31 protein-coding genes and 1 pseudogene are annotated in these 25,836 nt (G+C 42.3%); 20 read left to right on the top strand and 12 right to left on the bottom strand.

Annotation, left to right across the window (positions count from 1 at the left end):
• The first annotated feature begins 115 nt into the window (after positions 1-115).
• A complete protein-coding gene (locus BB427_RS14955) occupies positions 116-841 on the top strand; it encodes a YebC/PmpR family DNA-binding transcriptional regulator (protein WP_010375669.1) in 726 nt (241 codons plus the stop codon).
• Between the two features lie 60 nt (positions 842-901).
• On the opposite strand, the gene BB427_RS14960 is transcribed toward BB427_RS14955, so the two are convergent.
• Positions 902-1,714: a hypothetical protein gene (locus tag BB427_RS14960; protein WP_069021582.1), complete on the bottom strand. Its 813-nt coding sequence runs from the start codon at positions 1,712-1,714 to the stop codon at positions 902-904.
• Positions 1,715-1,891: 177 nt separating this feature from the next.
• Here BB427_RS14960 and BB427_RS14965 point away from each other — a divergent pair, with 177 nt between their 5' ends.
• The 11 genes from BB427_RS14965 (at position 1,892) to BB427_RS15015 (ending at position 6,498) form a co-directional block, all read left to right on the top strand.
• Positions 1,892-2,818 carry a hypothetical protein gene (locus BB427_RS14965; protein WP_069021584.1) on the top strand — a complete coding sequence of 309 codons (927 nt, stop codon included), beginning with the start codon at positions 1,892-1,894 and terminating at the stop codon, positions 2,816-2,818.
• A 132-nt stretch (positions 2,819-2,950) separates the two neighbouring features.
• A complete protein-coding gene (locus BB427_RS14970; protein WP_069021586.1) occupies positions 2,951-3,412 on the top strand; it encodes a GNAT family N-acetyltransferase in 462 nt (153 codons plus the stop codon).
• Entirely contained in the window at positions 3,402-3,773 is a 372-nt protein-coding gene (locus BB427_RS14975) for an SH3 domain-containing protein (RefSeq protein WP_069021588.1), read from the top strand. The genes BB427_RS14970 and BB427_RS14975 overlap by 11 nt, the downstream gene beginning before the upstream one ends.
• A gap of 571 nt (positions 3,774-4,344) precedes the next feature.
• Entirely contained in the window at positions 4,345-4,566 is a 222-nt protein-coding gene (locus tag BB427_RS14980; RefSeq protein WP_010375679.1) for a calmodulin, read from the top strand.
• Between the two features lie 59 nt (positions 4,567-4,625).
• Positions 4,626-4,847, top strand: coding sequence for a calmodulin (locus BB427_RS14985; protein ID WP_010375680.1), 222 nt, complete (start codon positions 4,626-4,628; stop codon positions 4,845-4,847).
• A 79-nt stretch (positions 4,848-4,926) separates the two neighbouring features.
• Positions 4,927-5,148, top strand: a complete 222-nt coding sequence (locus tag BB427_RS14990) for an EF-hand domain-containing protein (RefSeq protein WP_069021590.1) — start codon at positions 4,927-4,929, stop codon at positions 5,146-5,148.
• A 79-nt stretch (positions 5,149-5,227) separates the two neighbouring features.
• A complete protein-coding gene (locus BB427_RS14995) occupies positions 5,228-5,449 on the top strand; it encodes an EF-hand domain-containing protein (RefSeq protein WP_069021592.1) in 222 nt (73 codons plus the stop codon).
• A 68-nt stretch (positions 5,450-5,517) separates the two neighbouring features.
• Complete coding sequence (locus tag BB427_RS15000; protein WP_017218753.1) at positions 5,518-5,739, top strand: calmodulin; 222 nt, start codon at positions 5,518-5,520, stop codon at positions 5,737-5,739.
• A 50-nt stretch (positions 5,740-5,789) separates the two neighbouring features.
• Positions 5,790-6,011, top strand: coding sequence for an EF-hand domain-containing protein (locus BB427_RS15005; RefSeq protein WP_010375683.1), 222 nt, complete (start codon positions 5,790-5,792; stop codon positions 6,009-6,011).
• Positions 6,012-6,060: 49 nt separating this feature from the next.
• Complete coding sequence (locus tag BB427_RS15010) at positions 6,061-6,282, top strand: crotonobetainyl-CoA--carnitine CoA-transferase (protein WP_010375684.1); 222 nt, start codon at positions 6,061-6,063, stop codon at positions 6,280-6,282.
• A gap of 9 nt (positions 6,283-6,291) precedes the next feature.
• Positions 6,292-6,498, top strand: coding sequence for an EF-hand domain-containing protein (locus tag BB427_RS15015; protein WP_010375685.1), 207 nt, complete (start codon positions 6,292-6,294; stop codon positions 6,496-6,498).
• 103 nt (positions 6,499-6,601) lie between these two features.
• On the opposite strand, the gene BB427_RS15020 is transcribed toward BB427_RS15015, so the two are convergent.
• Positions 6,602-7,117, bottom strand: a complete 516-nt coding sequence (locus tag BB427_RS15020) for a hypothetical protein (RefSeq protein WP_069021593.1) — start codon at positions 7,115-7,117, stop codon at positions 6,602-6,604.
• A gap of 93 nt (positions 7,118-7,210) precedes the next feature.
• Positions 7,211-7,654 (bottom strand): GNAT family N-acetyltransferase, encoded by a 444-nt coding sequence (locus BB427_RS15025; protein WP_069021595.1) that lies wholly within the window; start codon positions 7,652-7,654, stop codon positions 7,211-7,213.
• Positions 7,655-7,820: 166 nt separating this feature from the next.
• On the opposite strand from BB427_RS15025, the gene BB427_RS15030 reads away from it, so the two are divergent.
• The 5 genes from BB427_RS15030 (at position 7,821) to BB427_RS15050 (ending at position 12,544) form a co-directional block, all read left to right on the top strand.
• Positions 7,821-8,852: an NAD(P)H-dependent flavin oxidoreductase gene (locus BB427_RS15030; protein WP_069021597.1), complete on the top strand. Its 1,032-nt coding sequence runs from the start codon at positions 7,821-7,823 to the stop codon at positions 8,850-8,852.
• Positions 8,853-9,010: 158 nt separating this feature from the next.
• Positions 9,011-9,973, top strand: a complete 963-nt coding sequence (locus BB427_RS15035; protein WP_069021599.1) for an LNS2 domain-containing protein — start codon at positions 9,011-9,013, stop codon at positions 9,971-9,973.
• 241 nt (positions 9,974-10,214) lie between these two features.
• The gene (locus BB427_RS15040) at positions 10,215-11,132 is read left to right on the top strand and encodes an esterase/lipase family protein (RefSeq protein WP_069021601.1); all 918 of its coding nucleotides are present in this window, start codon (positions 10,215-10,217) and stop codon (positions 11,130-11,132) included.
• Positions 11,129-11,977, top strand: coding sequence for a lipase secretion chaperone (locus BB427_RS15045; RefSeq protein ID WP_069021603.1), 849 nt, complete (start codon positions 11,129-11,131; stop codon positions 11,975-11,977). The genes BB427_RS15040 and BB427_RS15045 overlap by 4 nt, the downstream gene beginning before the upstream one ends.
• Before the next feature lie 111 nt (positions 11,978-12,088).
• Entirely contained in the window at positions 12,089-12,544 is a 456-nt protein-coding gene (locus tag BB427_RS15050) for a DUF3293 domain-containing protein (RefSeq protein WP_069021605.1), read from the top strand.
• Between the two features lie 70 nt (positions 12,545-12,614).
• Here the strand turns inward: BB427_RS15050 and BB427_RS15055 are convergent, their stop codons facing one another.
• Positions 12,615-13,547: a LysR family transcriptional regulator gene (locus BB427_RS15055; RefSeq protein ID WP_069021607.1), complete on the bottom strand. Its 933-nt coding sequence runs from the start codon at positions 13,545-13,547 to the stop codon at positions 12,615-12,617.
• 111 nt (positions 13,548-13,658) lie between these two features.
• Between BB427_RS15055 and BB427_RS15060 the strand changes: the two genes are divergently transcribed.
• Positions 13,659-14,771 (top strand): VarG family subclass B1-like metallo-beta-lactamase, encoded by a 1,113-nt coding sequence (locus tag BB427_RS15060; RefSeq protein ID WP_069021610.1) that lies wholly within the window; start codon positions 13,659-13,661, stop codon positions 14,769-14,771.
• Between the two features lie 289 nt (positions 14,772-15,060).
• Here BB427_RS15060 and katG read toward each other — a convergent pair whose 3' ends face one another.
• The 4 genes and pseudogenes from katG to BB427_RS24195 all read right to left on the bottom strand — a co-directional run.
• On the bottom strand, positions 15,061-17,283 hold the full coding sequence (katG, locus tag BB427_RS15065) for a catalase/peroxidase HPI (RefSeq protein WP_175401289.1): 2,223 nt from the start codon (positions 17,281-17,283) through the stop codon (positions 15,061-15,063).
• A gap of 441 nt (positions 17,284-17,724) precedes the next feature.
• The gene (locus BB427_RS15070; protein ID WP_069021612.1) at positions 17,725-18,876 is read right to left on the bottom strand and encodes a hypothetical protein; all 1,152 of its coding nucleotides are present in this window, start codon (positions 18,874-18,876) and stop codon (positions 17,725-17,727) included.
• A gap of 113 nt (positions 18,877-18,989) precedes the next feature.
• The gene (locus tag BB427_RS15075) at positions 18,990-19,772 is read right to left on the bottom strand and encodes a class I SAM-dependent methyltransferase (RefSeq protein ID WP_069021614.1); all 783 of its coding nucleotides are present in this window, start codon (positions 19,770-19,772) and stop codon (positions 18,990-18,992) included.
• 109 nt (positions 19,773-19,881) lie between these two features.
• Positions 19,882-20,260: pseudogene (locus BB427_RS24195) on the bottom strand (S9 family peptidase); the annotation flags it as partial.
• 78 nt (positions 20,261-20,338) lie between these two features.
• On the opposite strand from BB427_RS24195, the gene BB427_RS15085 reads away from it, so the two are divergent.
• Together BB427_RS15085 and BB427_RS15090 are read left to right on the top strand one after the other, a co-directional pair.
• The gene (locus BB427_RS15085) at positions 20,339-21,658 is read left to right on the top strand and encodes a polymorphic toxin-type HINT domain-containing protein (protein ID WP_069021617.1); all 1,320 of its coding nucleotides are present in this window, start codon (positions 20,339-20,341) and stop codon (positions 21,656-21,658) included.
• 4 nt (positions 21,659-21,662) lie between these two features.
• Positions 21,663-22,070, top strand: a complete 408-nt coding sequence (locus tag BB427_RS15090; protein WP_069021619.1) for a hypothetical protein — start codon at positions 21,663-21,665, stop codon at positions 22,068-22,070.
• Between the two features lie 163 nt (positions 22,071-22,233).
• On the opposite strand, the gene BB427_RS15095 is transcribed toward BB427_RS15090, so the two are convergent.
• From BB427_RS15095 to BB427_RS15110, 4 genes are all read right to left on the bottom strand, one after another.
• Complete coding sequence (locus BB427_RS15095; protein WP_069021621.1) at positions 22,234-22,635, bottom strand: DUF3574 domain-containing protein; 402 nt, start codon at positions 22,633-22,635, stop codon at positions 22,234-22,236.
• An 82-nt stretch (positions 22,636-22,717) separates the two neighbouring features.
• Positions 22,718-23,773 carry a hypothetical protein gene (locus BB427_RS15100; RefSeq protein ID WP_069021623.1) on the bottom strand — a complete coding sequence of 352 codons (1,056 nt, stop codon included), beginning with the start codon at positions 23,771-23,773 and terminating at the stop codon, positions 22,718-22,720.
• Positions 23,774-23,827: 54 nt separating this feature from the next.
• Positions 23,828-24,769, bottom strand: coding sequence for a VWA domain-containing protein (locus tag BB427_RS15105; protein WP_069021625.1), 942 nt, complete (start codon positions 24,767-24,769; stop codon positions 23,828-23,830).
• On the bottom strand, positions 24,766-25,836 hold the full coding sequence (locus tag BB427_RS15110; RefSeq protein ID WP_069021627.1) for a VWA domain-containing protein: 1,071 nt from the start codon (positions 25,834-25,836) through the stop codon (positions 24,766-24,768). Before BB427_RS15110 ends, BB427_RS15105 begins: the two co-directional genes overlap by 4 nt.

Genomic DNA, 25,836 nt, shown 5'->3' on the forward strand with positions numbered 1-25,836 from the left:
CAAGCATATAATCGTGCGACGTAAAGCAAATTACCATCACGGATAATAAGGGTATAGCCGTAACTCAAATGTCTTGGTAAAATCTTCGCCAATTTTTATAAAAACGAGCATTAAGATGGGCAGAGCATTTGAAGTCCGCAAAAACGCCATGGCAAAAACGGCGGCGGCAAAAACAAAAGTAAACTCAAAATACGGAAAAGAGATTTACGTTGTTGCTAAAAATGGCGGCGCAGATCCTGAAACGAACTTGTCACTACGTCGTTTAATCGACAAGGCAAAGAAAGATCAAGTTCCTGCACACGTTATTGATAAAGCAATCGAAAAAGCGGCAGGCGGTGCAGGTGAAGATTACACGCCAGCGCGTTACGAGGGTTACGGTCCTGGCAACAGCATGATCATTGTTGACTGTTTAACAGACAACATGAACCGTACTATCAAAGATGTTCGCTTACCGTTTACCAAAACTGGTTCAAACTTAGGTAACCCAGGTTGTGTGGCGCATATGTTTGACCACTTTGCAATCTTAGGATTTGCAGGTGATGACGACGAGTCAGTTTTGGAAGCGCTAATGATGGCTGATGTTGATGTTACTGACGTAGAAGTTGAAGACGGCCAAGTTTCTGTTTTCGCACCTCACACTGAATACTTCAAGGCGAAAACTGCACTGACAGAAGCGTTTGAGGGGATCACGTTTGAGGTAGACGAAATCACTTGGGTGCCGCAAACTCACGTAGAAATTGAAGATCCAGAAGCAATCGAGACATTCGAAAAGCTAATCAATATGCTTGAAGATGTGGATGACGTACAAAACGTTTACCACAATGCGATTGTCAAAAGATAAGCCGCTTATCGATATAGCGCACAAATAGTTAAGGCCGACATAGTTCGGCCTTTTTATTGCCTATGCTTTACACCTCGCAACATTAGTTTTTATCATGGCAACAGGAAACAATAATAGTAGCGTTTGCGAGCCAATATAGATGACCCAATTAACGTGCCTTGCAATGGGAAAGTAGCCATCCCCTTGGTTTGCGAACAGCCAAAATTGACCGATAATAGCATCCGCTAGCATTGCTAGGATAAAGCCGCTGGCAACTGCGAAGTTGGCTTTTTCGTTGAATTTAACGTTTTGAATAATAAGCCAAAAACCAAATACGCCGAGCAAGGTCACTAATAAGCTATAACTTGCGCTCAACAGCAGGGAGTATTGGCTTATCGTGGGTAGGTACATCATTTGATAGCTAAGCGACGATAGCGCAATAGACACCACAACCAATACGGTCGCGGTTGCTAATGTTAATGCAAATTCCCGCCTTAAAAATCGAATAAGCAGTCCAAGTAAAAGCCCATAACCAAGGGCAAAAAACCAAATAGAGTCGATCAAGTAGTCATGTTTTATGGTTTGATCTTGACGATGATAAAGCTCAAAGAGATTGAAGTTGACGATATCCCCGCAAGTACATAAAAGCAGAGCAATCCAACAGAGTTTTATATCTTTGTGCAAACTACTCGGGCTAGTAGCCAAGCTTGTTTTACGAACATGCCACCCTAATCGCAACACAAGAAGTAGTGAGGCTGATGGTAAAATCCATTGAAATAAGGCTTGGTGACTTTGCCAAAGTAGGCTGCTGCCAAGCAAAGACGTCACGGTCGCAATGCCAAGTAAAAGCAATGTGATAGGTTTATAGTGGACGGTTTGCAGTATATTATTCACAGTCATTCCTTGTTGGCAATTATGGCAGCTGTTTAGAGGCTCGTTTTTTCACCTTATGCAAAGTGTAATAATTATCTGCGTAATTGCCTCTTGCTGTATCAATTTACAGTACAATCATTTACAGTATTTGTCTTGCAGATCTATTACATTGCTACTTTTTATAAGGGTAACTCTTTCATGTCTAATCTTAAACTCAATATAGCGCTTTCATGCTCAGCTCTTGCATTGGCTTTTTCTGGGTTTAATGTCATTCAAACCAAATTAGCAACCTCTCCTGTGGCAACGCACGTGTATCAGAGTCCTACTCAACAGCCTCACTATAATGCAACTCAGTATACACAGGATGCTCAGACTTCAGCTGATGAGTCTGAACAAGTTGCTAAGTTAATGGCTCGGATCAATAAACTTGAAACGAGGTTACAGGCATTGTCGATGGAAAAGTCTGATTTACTTTCTGAGCAAGCACCGGATGAGTTTGAGTCTTTAATCTTCTCTTTGATAGAAAAGCGTGAGCAGCAGAAAATCGACGAGATGAAAGCAGAAAACCCGATTTATGGCTTCTATGAAGACTTACCCGAAGACTACGAAATGCGGATCAAAACCGATCCTGAGTACGCAAGCCAAGTTAGCAATGAGTTAAAACAGAAAATTCTAAATAGTAGTTTATCGGCTACGGAGCGCTTAGCCGCAATGAGTCAACTGCAAATGAACATGTTTATGCTAAATCGCAATGAATTAGAGCAATATGATTATCAAGCAGTAGAATCTATCCTCAATATGACGCATAACATGAGTGATGAAAAGTTGAGGCTACAGGCGCTTGAGCTTGTGTCGCGTACACCTATCGTTGATGAGCGTTTGTCACAATCGTTTGTGAAAATGCTAGAGCAAGAGCCTAATGATTACGTGAAAAGTCTCGCAGCAGAAGGATTGATGTCACAGTACTTCCAGTCAGGCGCTGATCCAAAGCAGCAACAAAGGATCGCTCAGGATTTGCTGTCTCTCTACGAAAATGCATCGGACCCTAAGGTTAAAGCCATCCTCAAAAACTTGATGGGCGATGAGCGTATGCTAGAAGAGCTAAAACGCCAGTCTAATGGCTGACGCATATTAAGGCTAACTGAGTGAGGAGCTGAGCTTTACCAAACTTTAGTACTTTTACTAATAGTTGCACTTGAATGTTCAGCTTAATCCCCGGCTCTAGTTAATTAATACCGAAAATCAAGGAAATGATAAATGCAAATCGTTGCACTTGATGCGAGTGTTCCATCGCTTGATACATTAATAGCAGAAATCGATGCGCTGATGAATTCGCTATACCCTGCTGAAAGCAACCAGCTATCGACATTGCAAGAGCTATGTTCACCTACTGCGCATTTTATTGGCATTATCCAGCATGACGAGATCATTGCTTGCGGCGCAATCGTCGAAAAGCATCATGATTGTCTCTATGGTGAGTTGAAAAGACTGTATGTAAAGCCAAACCATCGCGGTCTTGGTTTATCAAAAGCAATCTTGTCCGAGTTAATCGCTTTTGCAGATAATCGTCAATATCCACTGATACGGTTAGAAACCGGAGTTAAGCAACCAGAAGCCCTCAGGTTATATGCGCAGTTTGGTTTTATCGAAAGAAAAGAATTTGGTGATCACAGATCGGATCCGCTGTCTGTCTATATGGAGTTGAAACTTGGAAAATAAGCAGTTAGATATCGAATATCAAGTAATCAAGGAACATATCAATGAGTTTCCGACTCCCATCACGTTTAAACAAGGCGCCAGATTGGCCGTTGGTGAAGAATATGAGGGCGAAGAGGGGTGGGACAATTGGTTTTTCTGTGAAACTGAGGAGCAAGTGTCTGGTTGGGTACCTGCTCAAGTGTTTCGCTTAGTCAATCCCAAACAAGGTATCGCATTAATGGACTATACCGCTCAGGAACTATCGGTAGTTCAAGGTGAACGCTTATTGGGGCATAACCAACTCAATGGTTGGGTGTGGTGCTCAAGTAAAAAGTCAGAGCTGCAAGGTTGGGTACCGCTTCGTAATCTAACACCAATCTAGCGGGTGTTGCTTTTTAGCAACACTCCTCTCTTTTCTTTACTACTTTTTTAAAATACTTGTGTTTTTCGTCAGTTTCCCGCCCACTCAGTCACTTTTATAGCAATTTACCCAAGATGAAAGTTGGTTTTAATGTGTTTACTTTCAATGTGTTATATTTATTTTTTGATTTTTAGAAAATATAAGAAAAAATTTTCGATATTTTCATAAAAATTTTTCTGGCGGGTCTGCTCAATACCGAATGTGAATGATTGTCGCATGAAACTTAACCGCCTTGGGCTGCACTTACATCCTAATTTTTTAAGGTGTTGCTTTTATGCGACAGCTTAACCTATTGAAAATAAATAAATTTTAATTTTATCTCAAAATCACCTGTTGCTAAATGGCAACAATATCACTGAATCCATCCTTAATGAAAATTTACCTTTATTTTTAACCTATTGATTCTTAATTACTTTTAAACTTTGGCATCAAAGTTGGAATAGTTATCTCGAAAGCAAAAAACATTCGCTTCAACACAAACCAACGTAGAGAAGCAGAAACGACAAGTTTAGAAATATGAGAGGAACTGATTATGAAAACTTTAGCAATCGCACTATCAGCAGCTGTACTTTCTTTCGCATCAGTAGGTGCTCACGCAAACTCTGAGTTTGATAAATACGATGTTGATGGAGATGGCTACATCTCACTAGGCGAATCAAAAGCAAATCCAAATTTGATGGCGCAGTTTAAAGACCTTGACGCCGACCAAGACGGTCAATTAAGCCAGTCTGAGTTTGATAACTTTGAAGGCTAAGCACGAGCCGACGACATAATAGCAAAGTTTTAAATATACCCCAATTTAAGGAAAAGATTATGAAAAATGTATTAGCAGCACTATCAATCGCAGGTTTATCAATGGTTTCAGCGTCAGCACTCGCTGGTGATGACTTCGCAAAACTGGATACTGATGGCAACGGTTCAATCAGTGTAACAGAAGCGAGCGTAAGCGCGTCATTGAGCGAGCAGTTCGCGGATTTAGACGCTAATGCCGATGGCGAACTAAGCAAGTCAGAATACGCAAATTACGAAGGCTAATTTAGCACTGAATTTAGCAATGAGTTAGGCAGAGTTCCTAACTCACCAAAACCGAATAACACATTTGAAGGATTAGAGTATGAAAAACGTATTAGCAGCACTATCAATCGCAGGTTTATCAATGGTTTCAGCGTCAGCTCTCGCTGGTGATGACTTCGCAAAATTGGATACTGATGGCAACGGTTCAATCAGTGTAGCAGAGGCTGGTGTCAGCGCGTCGCTAAGCGAGCAGTTTGCAGACTTAGACACCAATGCTGATGGCGAGCTAAGCAAGTCTGAATACGAGAACTACGAAGGCTAATTTAGCACTGAAATCAACAATGAGTTAGGCAGAGTTCCTAACTCACCAAAACCGAATAACACAATTGAAGGATTACATTATGAAAAACGTATTAGCAGCATTATCAATCGCAGGTTTATCAATGGTTTCAGCGTCAGCACTTGCTGGTGGCGATTTCGAAAAACTAGATACTGATGGTAATGGCTCAATCAGCGTTACTGAAGCAAGCGTAAGCACTTCGCTAACTGAACAGTTTGCAGACTTAGATGCGAACGCCGATGGCGAACTAAGCAAGTCTGAATACGCAAATTACGAAGGCTAATTGCTAGGTGGGCTTAGCGCCCACTGCCTTTAACACCATTACGAACACGACAGAAGGATTGGACTATCATGAAAAACGTATTAGCAGCACTTTCAATTGCAGGTTTAACATTCGCTTCAGCTTCTGCATTAGCTGGTGAAGATTTCACTAAATATGATACTGACGGTAACGGCACCATCAGCATGACTGAGGCAAAAGTAAATCAGTCGCTTGCAGAGCAGTTTACGCAACTAGACAGCAATGCCGACGGTGAGTTGAGCGAGTCTGAATTCGCAAATTACCAAGGCTAATCAAGCCGCCCAAAAGCAAATCATATTTAGGAAATTTTAGGAGCAGAATGATGAAAAACGTACTTATCGCACTATCAATCACAGGTCTAACATTGGCTTCAGCAAATACTATCGCTGGTGAAGATTTCGCAAGCTATGACACAGATGGTAACGGTGCTATTAGCATGAGCGAAGCAAAAGTAAATACAGCGCTTATCGAGCAGTTTAAAGACTTAGATGTAAACGCTGACGGAGAACTAAACGAAACTGAGTTCTCTAACTTTAAAGGTTAATTTGCGACTAGAGCCGCAATGAGAGACGGGCATAGTGAGGAGAATGGCTATGAAACTTAGAACGGTATGTGCAACGACCATAGGTGTATTGGTGAGTACGATGGCACTGGCAGCAACCTTGTCATTTCAAGATGTAGACAAGGATAAAGACGGGCAGATCAGCCAGCAAGAAGCATCAGTATCATCAACACTACTTGGTCAGTTCGAGAAGCTAGATGCAGACAAAAATGGTCAGCTAAGCGCTTCTGAATTCTCTAACTTTAAAGGCTAGGAGGTCACAATGAAAAAGTTAGCAACAGCAATTACAGCCGCCACAGTACTTTTTGCCGGCTCAGCAATGGCAGCAGAATTTAACGATTTTGATTTAGACAAAGACGGTTTTATCTCCAAAAGTGAAGCGTCACTGTCAGAATCTCTTGCTTCAATCTTTGATAAGTTAGACAGCGACGGAGATGGCAAACTGTCTGAGAAAGAATTTAATCAGTAAGCAAGTGGCAATCCAAAGCGCCACGCCTCCCCAAGCTCGACTTTGTAGTCGGGCTTTTTTATTTCGAGCTGCTAGGGAGCTTAAGGTGTAGATAGGGAATGGATTAACTTAATTCATTAATCCAGCGGTGATCCCTGATCCATTTCTGCATTTTAGGAAAGCCTTGTTCTGGGCAAGTCATATCCCATGCATTGAGTAATGGGTAGCCAAACCCTTTCCCTTCCTTAAAAGCACTTACGAAGCTATTGCTGGCGCCCTTATAGCCATCCTTATGTAGTACGACCTCTAGAGGCAAGCCGATATATTGAATGGCAGCAACCGACCAAGCAATGGCGGCCATTTCTTCGCCTTGCATGGCTTGCTTCTCTCGGCCATTTTTTAGGCCATTTTTATACACGTCTTCATGAAGTTGGTCGCGGAATATCGGCTCACATACGGCGATATGGCCGGCTTCGTGCAATATATCGCCAGGATATAGCAATTTCTCATTATCAATATAGAGTGTCCCCATCACCGTTTTTAGACCCGGTAAAAACGTATTTTCCTCGACTTCATGAAATCGAAAAGGTAGCTGGATTTCGGTGAGAAAATCACAAATGCGCTTTGTATGCTCGTGCATGTTAATTCGGGTTCCTTTGAGCAGCTCAACTTACATTGTCAGTAAGTTTACCCTACGCTTCCATTTGCGCAAATTACCGAAGATTACAACTTGTTATAGAGGAAGTTTGATCACCGCTAGCATTTCACCATCCTCTTCATCGAGTCCAACTTCTTCAAAGCCAAAGCTCGCGTAAAACGATTTTGCAACGGGGTTGCTCGGTACATAACAGATTTCTATGGTGGCAAGGTTTGGTGTCAGCTTGATTTCTTCGAGCGCGAGGGTGAGTGCTTTGTGCCCAATTCCTTGTTGCTGAAATTGTTGATCAACCATAAAGCGCCAAATGGAGATGCGCTCTATACTTTCTTGTACCCACATTAGCATCCCAACAGCTTCATCATCGTGATAAATTGCGCGTGTGGTATAGCCATCATTAAATTTTGATTCCACGATGGAAAACATGTTGCAGGCTACCAAATCTTGCTGCTCAGGGCTGACATCTAAATCGCAAATGGCTTCGTAGTTGTGTTTATCAATGGCTCTTAGAGAAATAGTCATCATGGCGTCCTTGTATTGTTATAGAAACACTATTTCAAACATGGTTGTTTTGGCAAGAGAAAGTTTGCTTTATAAAGCATACAATCATTGACCGTTAAGCGCTTCTTCCCCACACTGGGAAGCACCTTCGGCTTTATGTCGTTTTGCCTAAAACAAGGACCTTGTGATGCAGCTTACCACATTACTTAATATCTCCATTCCTATGATCCAAGCGCCAATGGCAGGCGTGCAAAATTGGCGCTTAGCGGCCGCAGCGACCAATGCCGGAATACTCGGCTCAATCCCATGTGGGATGCTGAGTAAGGAGCAGATCGTTGCTGAAATCGAGCATTTTAAAGCGCATGCTTCTGGCCCATACAACCTTAACTTTTTTTGCCATGAAATGCCGGAACTTGACCCTTACCAACAAGATAAGTGGAAGAAAAAGCTGGCTTCATATTACGATGAGCTGGAGTTAACACCTAGCGATGACATGGGGATCTTAAGACGCCCGTTTGATAGGGACATGGCTGAGGCCATTGCCCCTTATAAACCTCCCGTGATCAGTTTTCATTTTGGTCTTCCAGATGCCGAATTGGTCGAGTTGGTAAAGTCGTGGGGGACGATTATTTTATCTTCAGCAACGACCTTAGAAGAGGGGATATGGTTAGCTGAAAATGGTGCAGACATCGTGATAGCACAAGGGATTGAAGCGGGCGGACATCGAGCAACCTTTACAGAAGCAACTCTTGAGTCTCAGCTACATACTCGTCAATTGGTCACCATCCTCGCTGATGCGCTATCGGTTCCTGTAATCGCTGCAGGTGGTATTGCTTCTCATCATGATGTCACTATGATGCACGAATTGGGTGCCTGTGGAACACAAATAGGCACATGCTTCTTACTATGTGATGAAGCAAGCACCTCTTTGGTACATCGTGATGCACTTAAATCACTGGCTGAACCGTCTGCCGTGACCAATGTGTTTTCTGGTCGCCCTGCGCGTGGGATTGAAAATCGCTTAATGATAGATCTTAATTTCATTAATGAAGATGTACCGACTTTTCCATACGCATCAGCTGCTTTGACGCCATTGCGCGCTGCTGCTGAAAAGCAAGGAAGCGGCGATTTCAGCCCCCTTTGGTCAGGGGTTAACCGCCAAGGTTGTATGGAGGTCAGCACAGAAGAGATGATAAACAATTTATGGAATGTTAAATGATATTCTTTTAATTAACAAATTTGACACAATCTGAGTTTATGCTCTAGCGTTTTATAATGAGGCCAGTTTTACTGTGCCTTGCTCTTTGCCACCTGAACAAGTCCATTTTTATGTTTAGGTGGCCCTCGCTATTGACAATAATAAACACGGAGTCGTGCATGAGACATTCTATTTTAACAGCAGCGTTATTCGCTTCTTTTTCTTCGCTGGCAACCCCTACTTGCCCAAGTATTACCGCATTAGAAACCCATTATGCAGCACCAAATATGGTCAAGCGTAGCTTTTCTAGCTCATTTAACAAATACTTATCTTGGCTGCCGAGTTACCATATGGTACACGATCAAGTAACCGCTGCCGGTGCTGCAACTCAGATCACTGCTAAATTTGACTACGGTAGCATCACTCATAAAGACTTGGAATTCGAGTCGGTGGAGTTTTACTACCGTGCTGAGTCGGACACAAATTGGCAGTATCTTGGTGAGCAAACCACTAATGGCGATGGTAAGGCGTTTATCACCTTGCCTGAATTATCGGCAGGTCAGTATCGTATATACGCAGGCGTACCAGCTGATGGCACCGGTGCACAAGGTTATGTTACGGTTGTTGAGCCAGGCACTCAAGCGGTCCTGTTTGACATCGATGGCACATTAACCGAATCCGATGCTGAGCAAATAGGCGACTATACCGGAATAGATCATGCCGACCCCAAAGATGGCGCTTATGATTTAGTACGCCACTATCTTGATTTGGGCTATCAACCCGTATTCTTAACAGCCAGAGTGTATTGGTATGCTAAAGGGACGCGCGGTTGGTTAAATTGGATGGGCCTACCGCAAGGCTTTTTACGCACATCACTCAGTAATGAAACCAGCTTGTTTAAAACGGCAGAATATAAAACAGCGGAGATTAATCGCTTAAAGGCGCAGGGCATTGATGTCGTTCGTGCTTATGGTAATGCCAAAACAGATGCTGAAGCCTTTATCAAAGCGGGGATCCCAGCTTCAGAGGCGTTTACTATTGGTTCTGATGCCGGACATTACGATACCACAGCAATTACCGGCAATAGTTACCAAGTGCATTTAGGTGAGCTCACAACTTATCCTCACGCTGATTGCTTGTAGACCTTACCTTCGATTGATCCTAATTTTTAGAAATTCTCAAAAGGAGCCGTATTTTGGCTTCTTTTGGGGCATCCTGTGTGTACTAACCTCTGGGCCTAGGTACTAACTCACACTCCCATTATTTACTTTTGTTTACGTAACATTCATTAAAATTTCATTTTTTACACTATTCTGGCTTGACCTCTGACCATTGTAATCTAAAGTTTATTTGTTACTAAATTGTAATAATTGGAGCAAGTACATGAAAAGGTTAATTCTCAGCGCCCTGCTTGGGTTGCTATCGGTCGTTACCTCTCCCGCCCACAGCGGTGAGGAATTAGAGTATCCCGTGGTCTTAGTCCACGGTCTATTTGGTTTTGATAATCTGCTCGGGGTAGATTATTTTTATCGCGTACCACAAGTGATCCAAGATGAAGGTGGGCAGGTTTATGTTGCAGAAGTATCATCAGCCCATAATTCAGAATTGCGTGGTGAGCAACTACTTGAGCAAGTTGCGTTGGTTCGAGCATTAACGGGTAAAGACAAAGTTAATTTAATTGGTCACAGCCAAGGTGCGCAAACTATTCGCTACGTCGCCTCAGTTAAACCTGAGTGGGTGGCCTCAGCGACTAGTATTGGTGGCGTAAACTGGGGGAGCCGTTTTGCTGATGTTGTTCGCGGTGGAGTAGACAGTGGCTCATTTTCGGAGCAGTTTTTAGCGTCGCTTGCTAACGGCCTTGCGGGGTTGATTGATTTGTTATCTGGTAAAGCAACCGCACCAAAAGATGCACTCGAAGCGCTAGGCGCTTTGACCACGGCTGGCACATTAGCATTTAACCAAAAATACCCTGAGGGTGTGCCAAGTCATTATTGTGGCGAAACCCAAAGTCTAGCGAGCAATGGTGTACATTATTTTTCATGGAGTGGCAGCAAAGCATGGACCAATGTATTTGACCCTGCTGACAACGCACTTGCGCTGTTCTCTCAAGTTTTTGATGAGGCCAACGACGGCCTAGTATCAGCTTGTTCTAGTAATTTAGGTCAGGTGATCAACAACCAATTCAAAATGAACCATTTAGATCAGGTAAACCACACCATTGGTATTCATCACTTGTTCGAAACAGACCCATTAACCGTTTATCGCCAGCATATTCGCCGCTTAAAAGGTCTGGCGCTATGAAAAAGTGGGGCCTTTTGCTAATCATTTTGACTATGCTGTCGCTGGTTTATATCAAGAGTGAACAGCAAGAGACGCCGCGTCATGTTCCCCGGTTCGCGGAGTTATCTGAGCTGAAAAATGATGCGCATAAGGTCCCACAACCCAAAAGGAATGTATCTGTAAGCGTCCATTGTGAGACCATTAATAAACAGCATAAGCACCAAATCGACGATTGGCTTTTTGAGCTACAAAACCATAACCAAGCCGAGCAGTGGCAAGCTTATCTGGAACTATTACCACAATGCCTTCACGAAGTTGCTGGTCTCTACGTGCAATTTAAGCAGGCCTTAATTGACGTGGACACACATCTTAATCTACAAGAACGTGTTGAGCTGCTACACGCACTGCAGCGGCAATTTTTTACGGATGAAGTGATTGCAGTTTGGTTTGAAGATGATAATGCGTGGGATACGCAAGCTTTGAGTCGCTGGCAAATTTTGTCAGACGCATCTATACCTGAGTCGCAAAAGCAGCAATTAATTGAAACGCATATCAGTGGGCTGCCAAAGCGCGAACAAGTGTTATTTCAAACCTCAGCTCAGTTACACACCCTAAACGCAAACTGGCAGAAAAAACACTATAACGAACTAAGTGCCGAATTTGGTGATGAAGCTGCAACTCGTATTCTTGAAGTCCAGAAGCAACAAAAGCATTGGCAGCAAAAACTACAAAGCTTTATGCTGCAAAAGCAAAATATTTTAGCCGAGCTTGGTGATAGCCAAGTCGCAAAAGAAAAAGTCGAGTCACTACTCAAACAAACCTTTACGGAGAACGAGCAAAAGCGAGTTGCTGTATTGGTTAAGTGATAATTTTTTAGTTATTGATAATATGTATAGGTCGGTTACATGGAGCAGCCAAACCTTCAGCCATGAGCCCGTCTTGGTAGCTGGTAAATACAATCAAACAAACAGTAAAACATGAAAATTGAACCAAACCTGTGGCAGCTTTATTTACAAGTATATTTTCAACCATTACAGCCAATCCGCTTTGATACACGGGGCGCAATCTTAAGTCTGTGGAATCCACATGGAAAGGTACTCCGTGAAGATAAAAATCAGCGCTTATCACGATTTTGGCAAGGGGCTTTACAGCGCGCAAATGTGCCTTATCAGTTGCTGTGGGGCGGTGATCAGCAAATGCAATATCGAGAGTTAAGTGTTTATATAAAGTGTGATTTAGCATCGGGGTTTCGGTGGGCGGCACGATTAAACCAATTGGGGTTTTATTTCGTCGAAGATAATCAATTGCATCTCTATAACAGTAGCGATAAGGCGCAAAGCGATGTGGTGACGGATAAGTTCGTATCTCGGCTTTGCTTTGTTGCATTGCCTAAAAATAATTCAGGATGTCTAGCTGCGCGAAGTGATGTTTAATAACAGAACTATCGATAAAGATAATGCTTAGTTGAGAGAGCGAGTGAAAAGGCGATTTAATCGAGTCGCCTCACACCGTTTCACCGATCTCTTCATCCACCAAGCTTTTTATTTCCTGCCTCACCCACTGGTGGATTGGACTGTTGTGATGAATGAGATGCCAAAATTGTTCAACTTGAAAATCGGCAGTGTGGAACGGTAAATCGGCTACCGTGATGTCATAACGTCTACTTAAATGAGTGACCAGCCGCTTTGGTAAAGTGGCAATCAGATCCGTGTTAATCAATAACTCCGGCACCATTGAAAAATGGGGTAAAGATGCCACTACTTCTCTCTGAGCATCCAACCTTTTTAGTTCATGATCCATATCCGTTTTGCACAAGCCATTACCTGAAACGATTAGATGTCGGCTCTGGCAATAGCGCGCTAACGTCATAGGCTGATGAGCCCATTTATGCTGACAACACATTACTATGGCATAATTATCATTAAATAAACGCTGTTTAAACACGTTGGTGGGTGTCTCATCTGTGGAGTACAGTAATAAATCCGCTACCTTTTCCAAGTAGTCATGAAGCGGTATAAACGAGTTGTAAGACACAATTTGTAATTTCAAATTTGGAGCACGCTGTTGAAAACGCGCTAACAATTTCGGCATAATCATCATCATTTCGAAATCCAGCGCCCCTATAGTGAATACGCCTGAGTATTGCAGGGGGTCAAACTCATCATCCACCAACATATGACGAATTGTAGTGAGTGATAGCTCCAGTTCGCTACGAAGGCGCTCACCTTTTGCAGTTAAACGATACTCATTTTTCACCTTTACCAACAATGGATCAGCAAATTGCTTTCTTAAGCGCATCAGGGCTCGGCTCACTGCTGGCTGGCTCATGTTTAATGCTTGAGCGGCTTGACTAATATGCTTGTGGATCAACACCTTCTCTAAGATCGTTAACAAATTTAAGTCAATACTGCGTAGATTCAACTCAGGTACACCCATGCCATCACCGTATAAAGTTATGCGTAAATGATCTACATACTATAACGAACATGCATTTTTGATATATTTGTTTTTGTTTTATCTTTTTTTCATCTTATTGAGGAGAGAAAAATGAAACTACCCACCCTAGCTTTAACCCCTATTGCTGCTGCAGTGTTTACTTTTAATGTCAGTGCGTTGGGCCATGACCATAATAACCAACACGCGATTTTATTCCCTGGTGAAACGGCTCAAATCGAAGTTGAACCATCAGCAAAGCACTCGCTGAAAATCGGCCAAAAAATCAATAACCTTTATGAACGCCAGTTTGATGACAGTAAATTCACAGTACAAAAATTGGGTAAAAACACCTACTGGATCGGAGTAAATTACTACAACGCTACCGTTGTGGTGTCCAAAGACTCGGTGTTGCTGATTGACCCTCTTGGTGATGGTCGTATTGATGTGCTTTTTCGAGGTATTCAATCCATCACCAATAAGCCGATCACTGCTATTATGTATTCTCATTATCACCTAGATCATGTAGGTGGAGGTAATCAACTTATTGACTTAATTAAGAAAAATTACCCAAGGGTGGGTCATGTCCGTGTTATCGCTAGTCAAACCGTTGCTGACAAGATCAACCTTCACGCTGAATTGAACGAAAACGGTGTGAGAACCCCTAAAGTTCCTGCACCAAATGAGGTGTACGATTTGAAAAGAGCTAAAACGGTCAAATTTGGCTCCATAAGGCTGAAGATGATGGCACCAGAAGGTTCTGGTCACACACCGGATAACACGATGATTCTAATTCCAAGCGATCGCGTGCTGCATTTCGCTGACATGATTAACCCTGATCAGCTGCCGTTTTACAATTTTGCGGGAGCGGAAGATTTCCATGGTTACGAAGTGGATCTACAAAATCTTCTGAGGAAACCGCTCAGTAAGCACTGGAACTTTATTAATGGCGGTCATGGCAATATAGGTTCAAAAAAGGACGTAAAAGATCTGCTGGAATACATTGCTGATGTTAGAACTGAAGTCGGTAAACAATTAGAAGTTGCGCCCTACACCCCAATTTTTAGTGACGGCAACCACTTCATTTGGTTCAAACGCTGGCAAGAAGAGATCATCAATAATGTGCATTCCGAGCTAGCGAACAAATATGGGCACATGTATGGTTTCGATTCAGGTGCGGTGGAAACCCACGCAGCCATCATTTTGGCTGATATGATTGATCATTAAGTTCTCTCGGCGCGCTAAGCGCCGATTTTTTGTGCATAAACTAAATTGAATAATCGGCTCTCTACCAATTGCATAAAGCCAACTACCCGTGGCCAGTCAGATAAATTATCAACCATATTTGTCTACTCGTGAGTCTCGAGTACCTGAAGCTAATTCACAAATGTCTTATGAAAACACTGCGAGCGTGTGGTGCGAAAACGCATATTGGCAATATTTTGACCTTAGTAGGTTTGCAGCACGAATAAAAAACGGGGCCTAAATTAGGCCCCGTTTGCGCTACTTAATTGGTTTATTTTAAGTCAAAGCGGTCTAGTTGCATTACCTTCACCCAAGCGGCGATAAAATCGTCTACAAACTTCTGTTTGGCATCGTCCGATGCATAGACTTCGGTAATTGCGCGAAGCTCAGAGTTAGAGCCAAAGATTAAATCAACCGGTGTTGCCGTCCATTTTATCTCTCCAGTTTTACGGTCACGGCCTTCGTATAAGCCTTCTTGCCCCTCTACCTTTGACCATTTAGTCGACATATCTAGCAGGTTAACAAAGAAGTCGTTGCTCAACTGACCTGGTTTGTCAGTAAATACACCGTGCTCTGAACCTTTGTAGTTTGCGTCTAAGCTACGTAGGCCGCCTAATAGTACCGTCATTTCAGGTACAGATAGGTCCAACATATTGGCTTTGTCTACTAACATTTCAGTTGGTGACATAAATGCTTCATCACTGTAATAGTTACGGAACGCGTCAGCTTTTGGCTCCAGATAGCTAAATGATAAGACGTCCGTTTGTGCTTGTGAGGCATCGGTACGGCCCGGTTTAAACGCTACATTTACTTTGTAGCCTGCGTCGTTTGCGGCTTTTTCAACTGCCGCAGAACCACCTAACACAATCAAGTCGGCTATAGAGACCGCTTTTTTGCCAGCGCGTTTATTAAACTGGGTTTGAATGTCCGTCAATGTAGCTAGTACTTTGTTTACCTCGTCAGGGTTGTTTACCTCCCAACTTACCTGAGGCTCGAGGCGTAAACGGCCACCGTTTGCACCACCACGCATATCAGTAACACGGTGGCTAGATGCTGCCGACCATGCCGTTCTGATCAGTTCTTGCTTTGTTAGACCTGAGTTCAAGATTGATTTTTTCAGAGTGTTTATGTCCTTACTACCAATCATCTTATAATCCGCTTTTGGAATTGGATCTTGCCAAGTCAGTACTTCGCTCGGTACTTCTGAACCCACATAACGGGCTCTTGGACCCATATCACGGTGGGTCAATTTGAACCAAGCCTTCGCGAACGCCAACTCATATTGCTTTGGATCTTTGCGGAAGCGTTCAATGACCTTACGATATTCAGGGTCAAATTTTAATGCCAAATCCGTGGTGAACATTATTGGTGCGTGGCGTTTACCTTCAATGTGGGCGTCTGGCACTAGGTTTGCCGCAGCTTTGTTGTCAGGGATCCATTGGGTCGCGCCTGCTGGGCTTTTTGTCATTACCCAATTGAAGTTCATTAGGTTGTCGAGATAATTGGTTGACCATTGAGTTGGCGTGACCGTCCAAGCCCCTTCTAAACCGCTTGTTGTGGTGTCTGCACCTTTACCCGTGCCGCATTTATTTTTCCAGCCTAGGCCTTGCGCTTCAATCTCTGCATCGGCTGGTTCTTTACCCACACAATCAGACGGCTTTTTCGCGCCATGTGCTTTACCAAAGGTGTGACCACCCGCGATCAGTGCGACCACTTCTTCGTCGTTCATGGCCATGCGACCAAATGACATGCGAATATCTTTTGCGGCAAGTAATGGATCTGGTTTACCGTGTGGACCTTCAGGGTTGACATAAATAAGTCCCATTTCAACTGCTGCCAATGGGCCCTTTAGTTTGCCCTTGTTGTCGCGACGCTCGTCTTTTAAGAAAGCATCTTCTGGACCCCAATAAACTAAATCTGGTTCCCAATCGTCTTGACGGCCACCGGCGAAACCAAAGGTCTTAAAGCCCATTGACTCAAGCGCAACGTTGCCCGCTAAGACCATTAAGTCTGCCCACGATAGGCTACGGCCGTACTTTTGTTTAATCGGCCATAATAATCGTCTTGCTTTGTCTAAGTTTGCGTTATCAGGCCAACTGTTTAGCGGATCGAAACGTTGTTGGCCACCTGCCGAGCCACCACGGCCATCGTGTACGCGATAGACCCCAGCGCTATGCCATGCCATACGGATCATAAAGGGACCATAATGACCCCAGTCGGCAGGCCACCAGTCTTGTGAATCGGTGAGTGTTTGCTCAATATCTTTTTTGACTTGCTTAAGATCTAGTTTGCTAAATTCAGCAGCATAATCAAAATTTGCGCCGTAAGGATTGGATTCTGGGCTGTGTTGTCTTAATGGGCTTAGGTTTAGTTGTTCTGGCCACCAAAATTGGTTAGTTTTTGCTTCACTCATTGCAGCAAAGCTCGGGGCTGATAGCGTTGTTGTTACTGCGAGCGCGACGGCAGACAACATCGTTTTAGATTTTCTATTCATGGGGTTTTCCCTCGTAATTAAAGTGTGTCTCAAACTGCGTGTTAAACTTTAGTTCACAAATTGGAAAGAGAAAATCCAGAAAAACAAATTGGTATGTTCGGAAAAATAAATCGATAAAAAATTTAATTTATCAAAGTGTTATGTTTATCTTCTATAGCAAGAATATTTTTGAATTGAAAATTTAATTTAGTCTTTTGCAATAATTGGCTTAGAACAGAAAGCTTGTAAGGCCATATTGTATTTTGGTAGTTAACTAGGTGCGTAAGGGTTGTGCAAAAAAGTCTCGTGATTGTATTGGAGATGAAAAAATATATGGCGGAGTAGTGAATTCTACTCCGCTTTATTCGCCAATATTGAAAATAGCAATGGCACTTGATGCCTGATATCTTGCTAAAGGGGAGGATTGATACGCAAACCCCCTTAGAGCCATAAAGAGCAAAGTTACGGGCAGGGGCCTGCAAATGAAAACATCGGCTCTCCATTTAAATTGTGGTAAGTGTGTGTACAACTATCACCGCCACCATCGGTATTACCATGACCTTGACTCAGCGGAATATTTCCCCAATTTGGACTTGAACTACTTCCACCGCCTATACTGCCTGAGCTACTTACCGTCTTAGGAAATGTTTTATCTATCGCGTCGGCTAAACAATTGGATATTTGACTCGCCTTCATTATTCCGACGCTACTACCACTCTTCTGAATATCGAGCAATCTCTCACCTCCAATTACAGTTCTTCGAGCATTGACCTCAGCATCCACGGTGCCATCAAGCATTTTTAAATCGAATACGACTTGATTTTGCGTATCTGTACCAAAGTATTTTGAGTGCACGGTAAAGTCGGTAACAATCTGTTTGATTGTATCAAAATACTCCACAGTACCATCGATCCCAACAGAATAGATAGCGGCTTGAAAGTTGGCACCTGTTATCCTTATATCTTGGAAAGAGCCTTTATAATTGCTATCACGATCCGTCCTATTATTAGCTTCAATTCCTAACTTACTTGTTGCTAAAAGATTATGAGCTAAGTCCATAGCCTTCGTCTCAGGGCTACTACTACAGTCGGTGGCTAACGTATTGGCCGATGTAGCTCGATTGTTGAGCGATGGACTTGACTGGGTAGAGTCAGAAACTAAAGAATCAAAACTAAAGTCCTGTCTTAAACTTCGAGTGACATTCGTCATCACTTTGTAGCCATTGACGATATTTTTATGAAGCGTCATCACATCAGCGGGGATCTGTTGCATATCGGCGATTTCAATAGTTAGATATGGGGATATACCGCCTTGATTTTTATGCCTAATATAAAAGCCGTATGCTCGTTCTTGTGCGATGTCATAAACCACTAATTTGTTGACAGCTGAATAGCAAGCTTCATCTTCTGGTCCACCAGAACTACCGACGAAGCATTGCATGGTAGGGACGTATTTAGATCTTGATGCGATACTTCTTGCCTCACTATAACCACAGTTATCACAAATGACAGACTCGTAGAAGTCTCTTGAACTAGTTGATGCCTCATTTAAACTTGCGCTGCTGCTGTTGGAGTTAAAAAGTAAAACAAAAAACAGTAATGCAATTGCCTTCATATTATTTCCTTATATATTGGTCAATTTACGCACTAAGTTTACATTTATTTCTTTAAGTGTATACAGTTATATATCTTAGCTCTATTTGTTGCGCGCATTTAGGTTTTGGCTTTTTAAAATGTAGCCCCCGCTTTATTCGCCAATATTGAAAATAGCAATGGCACTTGATGCCCTTTACTCAATAACTGAAAACCTTGTCCAGACACTGCCTCTAAACCTTCAAAGCAGTTATATGGACTATAAGGGTGCTCATCGAAGTGGGTAATTGTAAGACCTGCTTGCATTAAGGACTGCATCACTTCGGCGATTGAGTGCGGCCAAGTCGCAATGGTTTGTTTGCTATCTTGATGGTTTTCGGTATAGGTTGATTCTTCGCTAATATCAGGCTGAGTTTGTGGGAAGTAAGGGTAACCTAAATGAAGGTCAATACTTGGGTGAAACTCTACGAAACAAAACTGACCGCCGGGTTTTAATGCACGGGCAATAGTGGCAGCCCACTGAGATAAATCTTGCAACCAGCATATGGTGCCATAGGATGCAAAGGCAATGTCGAATTGTGTGGTATTCTCAAGCCCAAATTGCGCGATATCCTGACAGATAAAACTGGCATCAAGCCCAGTTTGCTGAGCCAATGTATTTGCTCGGGTTATGGCTTCTGTCGAAAAGTCGACACCAGTCACCTTAGCCCCCAGCCTTGCGAATGACAGGCTATCTAAGCCGAAGTGACATTGTAGGTGAAGCAGACTCTTGCCTGATACATCACCAAGTAGCTCACATTCAATGGGATTGAGCGAAGAGGTACCTTGTAAAAAGCGATTGACGTCATAAAACTCAGAATCAAAATGTGCCTTGGCTCGTTCTTCCCATGCCGCACGATTGAGAGAGACATAATCCATATTGATTTCCCTATTTTTGTGGATTTTCTTTAATAATAAAGAAGTTAGATAAACTAGTAAATAAATCGAGGCAAGACTGCTCCGGCTTGGCTGGGGTTTTTATATTACCCACATCTGTCATTAGGTCGTCAAAGTCATGGTTTGGGTAGTTGTGATGGATAGTTTGAGCAAACTCTTTGCCACAGGAATCACAGCCTTGGGCGGCAAAAAATTGTACCTCGGGCGCTAAAGTGTGCGCCATAGTTTGCAGCGGGGCCACTATGGTTCTCAAGTATGATCGAATACCTTTGAGACTCATCGAACCCTAGAGGGGAGGCGACCCAAGCTTGAATTAGCAGTTGAGCATGTATCGACTTTAATCAAACTTCTTCAACTTTTGCCAGTGTTTTATCGCCAAGGGCATCTTGGTTAAGCTTTGTAATTGGTCTTGGCTCGCCGCGTTTTACAATTGCAACATCGGCTGGACGCTGGGTATCTGCGAGTGCAAATAAACCAGAACACGCCTTTACTATATGTAATTGAATGTATATAGTTTGTGAATATCATTGATATGGATGTCACCTCTTATGCTCAGGAAAAACCATTCGTTTTCATTGCTGTTACTAATTACCGTTATTTTTTTAGGCTCTTACACTTCCCAAGCGGATGCAAACCCATTGGCTCGAAAAATTGCTAAAGAGGTGGTGGGAAAATGTGCCAAAGGCAAATGTGCTAAAAAAAAAGGGAGTATAAGAAACAAGCCAACAAACTCCTCAACGAAAAACAATAAGTCCAAACAGAACAAAGCATCGAAAAGCACTTCATCCAAAAGCAATTCATCGAAAAGTACATCACAAAAAAGTTCTTCACAAATTAACGCTAACTTACGTAGTCAAAAACTAAAAAACAGCCGTAGCCTTAACCGATGGCATAAAGAAGGCCAAGGAAATAATACCAAACCTCAAGCCCATGCAACTCGACCTAAAACCGCTTCATCATCCAAAATTAGTCAGGTAGACAAGCAGTTTGTTAGCCGCGCAAAACCAAAAAAAGCAAATGCAGTAAAACAGGTTGCTCGTAAGGTAAGAAGGGATAAGTGTCGAAAATTATCAAGTTCAAAATGCAATAAACTAATCGACGAAGAACTCAATAAGCAGTCTTTGCTCAAAGATAGTCCCCCTCCTAGACATGTTTCTAAAGCCAAAAACAATGACAAATCAAACCATGTGGCAATGATTGGTAAAACCAAGGCGCCCAAAAAAAGATCTTGTTGTTTTGTAGCTGGTACTCAGGTGCTTACAGCAACCGGTTACAAAAATATCGAAGACGTACAACTTGGTGAGAAGCTTTGGGCTAAAAACACTGACACAGGTGAACAAGATTGGAAACCCGTCACCAGAGTGTTTGTCGAACCTGATCGTGGTATTTATGATATTCGCTTGGAAAGTGAGAGTGACTTTGAACAAAAGATTGAAGCAACCGATGACCACCCTTTCTATGTAATTGGTAGTGGTTGGAAGCAAACCATAGAGCTTAACATTGGTGACTTGATCGAAACCGATGGTCATGGTCCAATGCAAGTGGTCAGTGTTGTTGATACAAGTCGATTAGAACTGACTTACAACTTTACCGTTGCCGATTTTCAAACATATTATGTAACAGAAAAAAATGTCTTGGTACATAATTGCCCTTTTAAAAAAAGAACAGGGGCAGGTAAAAATGAAGCACACGGAGACGGTGGTAGAGCAGCAATAAAAGCAGAGCAACAGCTTGCTGACTTAAAGATGCAATTGAAAACCGCAAATAAAAGAGATGCTAAAAGGATAAAACAAAAAATAAAAAATATACAAAAAGATATAGAAAGAAAAAGAAAAGGTGAAAATCATTCAATGAAAAAGAAAGGATAAAATTTTGTGGCATTGGATTCCAAATAAATCACTAGGTAATATAAATTTAGGGGAATCACTATCTAGTGTTAAATCAAAACATAGTCTTTTAGGTCATGAATCCGATCCCATTACAGGTTGGTCAACTTACTACATAAAAAATGATGACGTATATGTAGACTGTGAAGATGATACTGTTGTATCTATAACGTCATTTAAGAATTTCACACATTTAGGAAGGAACTGTATTGGCATAAATATTATAGAATTAGGTGCGCTACTGGGAGTTCTTCCTGATGAAATTGGAGAGCCTGTCGAATATGATGATAACGATATTAAAGTTCCAAGAGAATACTTTGATCTTGGACTTCAAGTTTGGACCTCTAACAATATTGTTTCATCAATGACTTGTCTTACTTACGAAGATCTTTGACTTAGTTCGTACACATTAGTGTCTGTAACTAATTTGACATCCTTCTGTCGGAAGCTTTCTCTTTTCTGTCATTAAACATAATTTCCACTTCTTTGGAGCTAGCAGTGCACGAAAAATAATAAGTTCGAGTATTAACTGCAGTAAGTATTCATTATACTGACTACTATTTTTCAGGCTCTAAACTCGTCGCCTCAATAAAATCCCATTCTAAAACTGGTACTTTAACCATCATGACAGAGTCTTGTTTGAACGTTTTTGCATAAATAGAAGCAAGCTCTTTGGCTTTTGTTACTTCTTGTTCAGTGACTATCACGGTGACGATTTTGGAGCGCTCCGGCTGACCTTTATAGTAACCTACAGAATCTACCACATTGAACCCATCAAAATATTTTGTGATTTGTTCATTCTGAAACGATTCCCACTCAGCTAGGGAAACCGCGCCACCTTCAGGAAGTGACATACCAAAATATAACCTTAGCCGGAAAACGTCGTCGGTATTTGCATAGCTGAGTGGCGTTACACCACAAAATAAGACCAGCACTAAAATTAGTATTCGCCCGAGCATAAGTAAATCTCCTATTGAAAGTGTCTTCACAACCAAGCGATAACCGCTTAGCTGTTATCCAAAAGCGCAATATTTATCACCTTTATTTCTCATTTTTTCCAAGATACTCGTCTAAGTCTCTACAGCATTGAACATAGTCATATAGGGGTTTACTCAAAAACTGTGCTTCTGTGTTATTAATTGGAAATTCTGCCACCAATTCTATTTGATTGAGGTAGTGAGAGTCGTTGATTTTTATAATTTTAGAAGCGAATTCGGCGTCTAAAAACACCACTTGTGAAAATATGCTTGATGTATTCTCAAGCGCCCTCGTTCTATTGTAACTCAAGTACTGGAACCACGTTGCAGCGCCTTGAGCATAAATATGTAATGGGGCTGAGTTACGGTTCAGATCAATTTTTTCCAGTGCAATTTTAAGCTGACTCTCATCTAATTTTTCAAAAGCTAATTCCGTATCACTTTCTTTTGCGATGGCGTTCAACAATCCTTTACAGTCTGAAACCAGCGAGCGCGCCCATTTATTAACTAAAGGTAAAATTAGCTGATTATCATCACACTGTTTTTTGTGTACGACAATCAAATAAAATATATAGCTTGCAATAACAGATGCTAATACGGCTTCTAAAATAATACCGAGCTCTTTTGCACCATTGAATAATTCGGGAATTTTATCAAAAAGCAGCGGTTTTATTACTATTGAGATAATGGAAATTAAAGCCAGCCAGTTCAAAGGCGCAGGAGCTGACAAAATAAAATCGATGAAACCTTTAATAGCGCTCTTTTTATTAAACATTTCGGATACTCGCTGAGAGAATGGAGTTTCAGGTTTAGCTAATATTAAAAATTGAGTGATTAAATTAGCACCAATCGCAAGTGAAGCAGCAGGCCCAATGTAGGCCCAAATAGCCAAGGCGTTTTTTACATCATTAATCACCTCTTCTTCAAATTTTAAGCTAAGCACCGCCTTGGTCAATCCATCTAATAATGCGAAGAACGCCGCTGAAATAATGATAAAAAACACACCAAACAGCCAATACCGATGGTAGACCGGTGTTGCTCCTTTAAGCATCAACGCGAAAATAAGCGGTGGAGTTACGCCAAAGAACAGACCAACAAAATTTATAAATTCAGATCCCAAGTTAAATGCCTATCAAATTAAAATGTTATTTTATTACTGACAATGACCTCAAGATTAGTTGACTGTCATAAATGTACCGTTGTTGTCTCGTGCAACCGCCGTCATTAAGGTCGCGAATTTCTCGAATGAATATCCAGAGTTAAAACCGATAGCATGGATCCGAGCGATTTTTTCACCGGTTCGTTTGTTGGTATTTAATTTATTGAGTTTTTCCAACGTGCTGTCGTAAGAACCACCAGAAAACTCGTCGCCAAACACGTATAGCGCCAAAGAGTCAGTTTTTTGCCCATAGCGACTCAAAGCTTCTTCAATGCCCTCAGCAGGAGAGCTCGACGACGAACCGTGCCACTTGCGCATTGCGTCCAGAATTGAAGCGCGTTGTCGTTGTCCATCTTTACGCCAACTTCCTTTGGAAGAACTAATTAGATATTCCCCGTTGTCGGACATGACTTGAAAGCCTTTCACCTCAGGGTGATTGTTCAGTACCTCGTTCATGGTGCTCATGACTTTATTCCAAATTCGCTTCATACTGCCTGATGTATCAACAATAAAAATCACATACTCGCTGTCAACTGGGATACCACCAACTTCTTCATCCCGTTCCTTTACTTCATTTGCTTGAATTGCTGCCCGTTTTTGCTGTTCTCTTACATCCTCAAGCCCAGAGGCAGCATCGGTGAGTTTTTGGACATTATTTTGCGCCCGAGCAATACTTGCCTGTAACGCCTCAGCTTGCTCTGCATTGCTTGCAGAATTAGCCTTTGCTTGCATCAGCTGAAGTTCTTTATCCGATAACGCGCCTTGCAGTTCACTCACTTGTGCTTCTGCTTTGGTTATTGCTTGGATCAACTCACTCACTTGGGAAGCATCGTTGTGTTCACCTTCCTCACCATTTTTTGCCAGTAGGATCAACATTACTACCGCACCAAAAGCACAGGAAATAATATCTAAAAACGCGAGGTTAAATACTTCTATTGGCGCTCGAGACTTTTTCATGGCCAAGTCCTCGCTGGGCTTATCATCATTCCCCCTGTGACACTTGCCCATTGCCAATAAGCAGATGATGCTTGTGATTCACCTTCTAATGGCAACAGAATGACGTTTACACGTACACCTCGTGGCGCTGTGGTTTTAAGCGTATGATTAAACAATGCCATTCGGCATTCACCAGAAATGGTTTTCGCTGAGCCAAAAAAGCTACGGCACTGAGTGAAACTTTTAAGGGTTTTGGCCTGCTCACCCAGGGTCGGTAAGCCATCAGTAACAATATATAAATCTGTCATTTTGGGCATTGCACTAGTGATCTGTTTCAAGCCAAGTTGTAGATTGGTACCATTTTCTGGCGTTAATTTATCAATTTCTGAGGCCAATGTTTGCGCAGTTTGCGAAAATTTCGTGCTGTAAGTCGCTCTGCTTCCAAGCGTTGCTGCGGTGTCACTAAAAGCCACCATGCTCACTTTGGCATCTTTTGGCAAACGAGCTAAAAGCCATTTAGCTATGCGCACCGTACGTTGCCATTTGGGACTAGCCTTACGCACTGCAGGTGCACTGATTTTCCGTTTAATGACGTCAATAAGTTTTTCTTCAGTCATCGAAGCGCTTTTGTCGATTAAAAAACCAATATGCTTGCCTTCTACTTTAAGGCCCAGGAGGTAATTCTCTTCGCCACCACCACTCAGCGTAATCGCATCATTCGCCGTTTTTGGGGCTGCCGCGGCAACTGATTTTTCAAGATTGGCAACTACTGCCATTTTTTCGTTTAGTGCTCGTCTACTCGCGTCCTGTTCAATCTTAAGCTGCTCTATGCGTCGCTGAAGTTGTTCTAATGTGGCGGTTTCCATCGCCACTTTTTCATTGACTTCATCAATGCTTTTTTGCACTTGAGTCTGTTCGTTTTGCGTGGCGGCAAGCTCTTTTTTAAGTCGTTCGATTTCATCGCTTGGAATGTTGGTATTGGCATTGAACTTGACCAGTATCAAGATCATTAGCACGGCACCAAGTCCACATGCCATGACATCCAAGAATGAGACGTTAAAGCCGTCTTCCTTTTTACGCTTTGTCAT

It is taken from the genome of Pseudoalteromonas sp. BMB, assembly GCF_001709235.1.
Taxonomy (GTDB): domain Bacteria; phylum Pseudomonadota; class Gammaproteobacteria; order Enterobacterales; family Alteromonadaceae; genus Pseudoalteromonas; species Pseudoalteromonas maricaloris.

Bases quoted from the DNA above. Each gene is read 5' to 3' on its own strand.
- BB427_RS14955 (WP_010375669.1), top strand. From the start codon at position 116: ATGGGCAGAGCATTTGAAGTCCGCAAAAACGCCATGGCAAAAACGGCG.
- BB427_RS14965 (WP_069021584.1), top strand. From the start codon at position 1,892: ATGTCTAATCTTAAACTCAATATAGCGCTTTCATGCTCAGCTCTTGCA.
- BB427_RS14970 (WP_069021586.1), top strand. From the start codon at position 2,951: ATGCAAATCGTTGCACTTGATGCGAGTGTTCCATCGCTTGATACATTA.
- BB427_RS14980 (WP_010375679.1), top strand. From the start codon at position 4,345: ATGAAAACTTTAGCAATCGCACTATCAGCAGCTGTACTTTCTTTCGCA.
- BB427_RS14985 (WP_010375680.1), top strand. From the start codon at position 4,626: ATGAAAAATGTATTAGCAGCACTATCAATCGCAGGTTTATCAATGGTT.
- BB427_RS14990 (WP_069021590.1), top strand. From the start codon at position 4,927: ATGAAAAACGTATTAGCAGCACTATCAATCGCAGGTTTATCAATGGTT.
- BB427_RS14995 (WP_069021592.1), top strand. From the start codon at position 5,228: ATGAAAAACGTATTAGCAGCATTATCAATCGCAGGTTTATCAATGGTT.
- BB427_RS15000 (WP_017218753.1), top strand. From the start codon at position 5,518: ATGAAAAACGTATTAGCAGCACTTTCAATTGCAGGTTTAACATTCGCT.
- BB427_RS15005 (WP_010375683.1), top strand. From the start codon at position 5,790: ATGAAAAACGTACTTATCGCACTATCAATCACAGGTCTAACATTGGCT.
- BB427_RS15010 (WP_010375684.1), top strand. From the start codon at position 6,061: ATGAAACTTAGAACGGTATGTGCAACGACCATAGGTGTATTGGTGAGT.
- BB427_RS15015 (WP_010375685.1), top strand. From the start codon at position 6,292: ATGAAAAAGTTAGCAACAGCAATTACAGCCGCCACAGTACTTTTTGCC.
- BB427_RS15020 (WP_069021593.1), bottom strand. From the start codon at position 7,117: ATGCACGAGCATACAAAGCGCATTTGTGATTTTCTCACCGAAATCCAG.
- BB427_RS15025 (WP_069021595.1), bottom strand. From the start codon at position 7,654: ATGACTATTTCTCTAAGAGCCATTGATAAACACAACTACGAAGCCATT.
- BB427_RS15030 (WP_069021597.1), top strand. From the start codon at position 7,821: ATGCAGCTTACCACATTACTTAATATCTCCATTCCTATGATCCAAGCG.
- BB427_RS15035 (WP_069021599.1), top strand. From the start codon at position 9,011: ATGAGACATTCTATTTTAACAGCAGCGTTATTCGCTTCTTTTTCTTCG.
- BB427_RS15040 (WP_069021601.1), top strand. From the start codon at position 10,215: ATGAAAAGGTTAATTCTCAGCGCCCTGCTTGGGTTGCTATCGGTCGTT.
- BB427_RS15045 (WP_069021603.1), top strand. From the start codon at position 11,129: ATGAAAAAGTGGGGCCTTTTGCTAATCATTTTGACTATGCTGTCGCTG.
- BB427_RS15050 (WP_069021605.1), top strand. From the start codon at position 12,089: ATGAAAATTGAACCAAACCTGTGGCAGCTTTATTTACAAGTATATTTT.
- BB427_RS15055 (WP_069021607.1), bottom strand. From the start codon at position 13,547: ATGGGTGTACCTGAGTTGAATCTACGCAGTATTGACTTAAATTTGTTA.
- BB427_RS15060 (WP_069021610.1), top strand. From the start codon at position 13,659: ATGAAACTACCCACCCTAGCTTTAACCCCTATTGCTGCTGCAGTGTTT.
- katG (WP_175401289.1), bottom strand. From the start codon at position 17,283: ATGAATAGAAAATCTAAAACGATGTTGTCTGCCGTCGCGCTCGCAGTA.
- BB427_RS15070 (WP_069021612.1), bottom strand. From the start codon at position 18,876: ATGAAGGCAATTGCATTACTGTTTTTTGTTTTACTTTTTAACTCCAAC.
- BB427_RS15075 (WP_069021614.1), bottom strand. From the start codon at position 19,772: ATGGATTATGTCTCTCTCAATCGTGCGGCATGGGAAGAACGAGCCAAG.
- BB427_RS15085 (WP_069021617.1), top strand. From the start codon at position 20,339: ATGCTCAGGAAAAACCATTCGTTTTCATTGCTGTTACTAATTACCGTT.
- BB427_RS15095 (WP_069021621.1), bottom strand. From the start codon at position 22,635: ATGCTCGGGCGAATACTAATTTTAGTGCTGGTCTTATTTTGTGGTGTA.
- BB427_RS15105 (WP_069021625.1), bottom strand. From the start codon at position 24,769: ATGAAAAAGTCTCGAGCGCCAATAGAAGTATTTAACCTCGCGTTTTTA.
- BB427_RS15110 (WP_069021627.1), bottom strand. From the start codon at position 25,836: ATGACAAAGCGTAAAAAGGAAGACGGCTTTAACGTCTCATTCTTGGAT.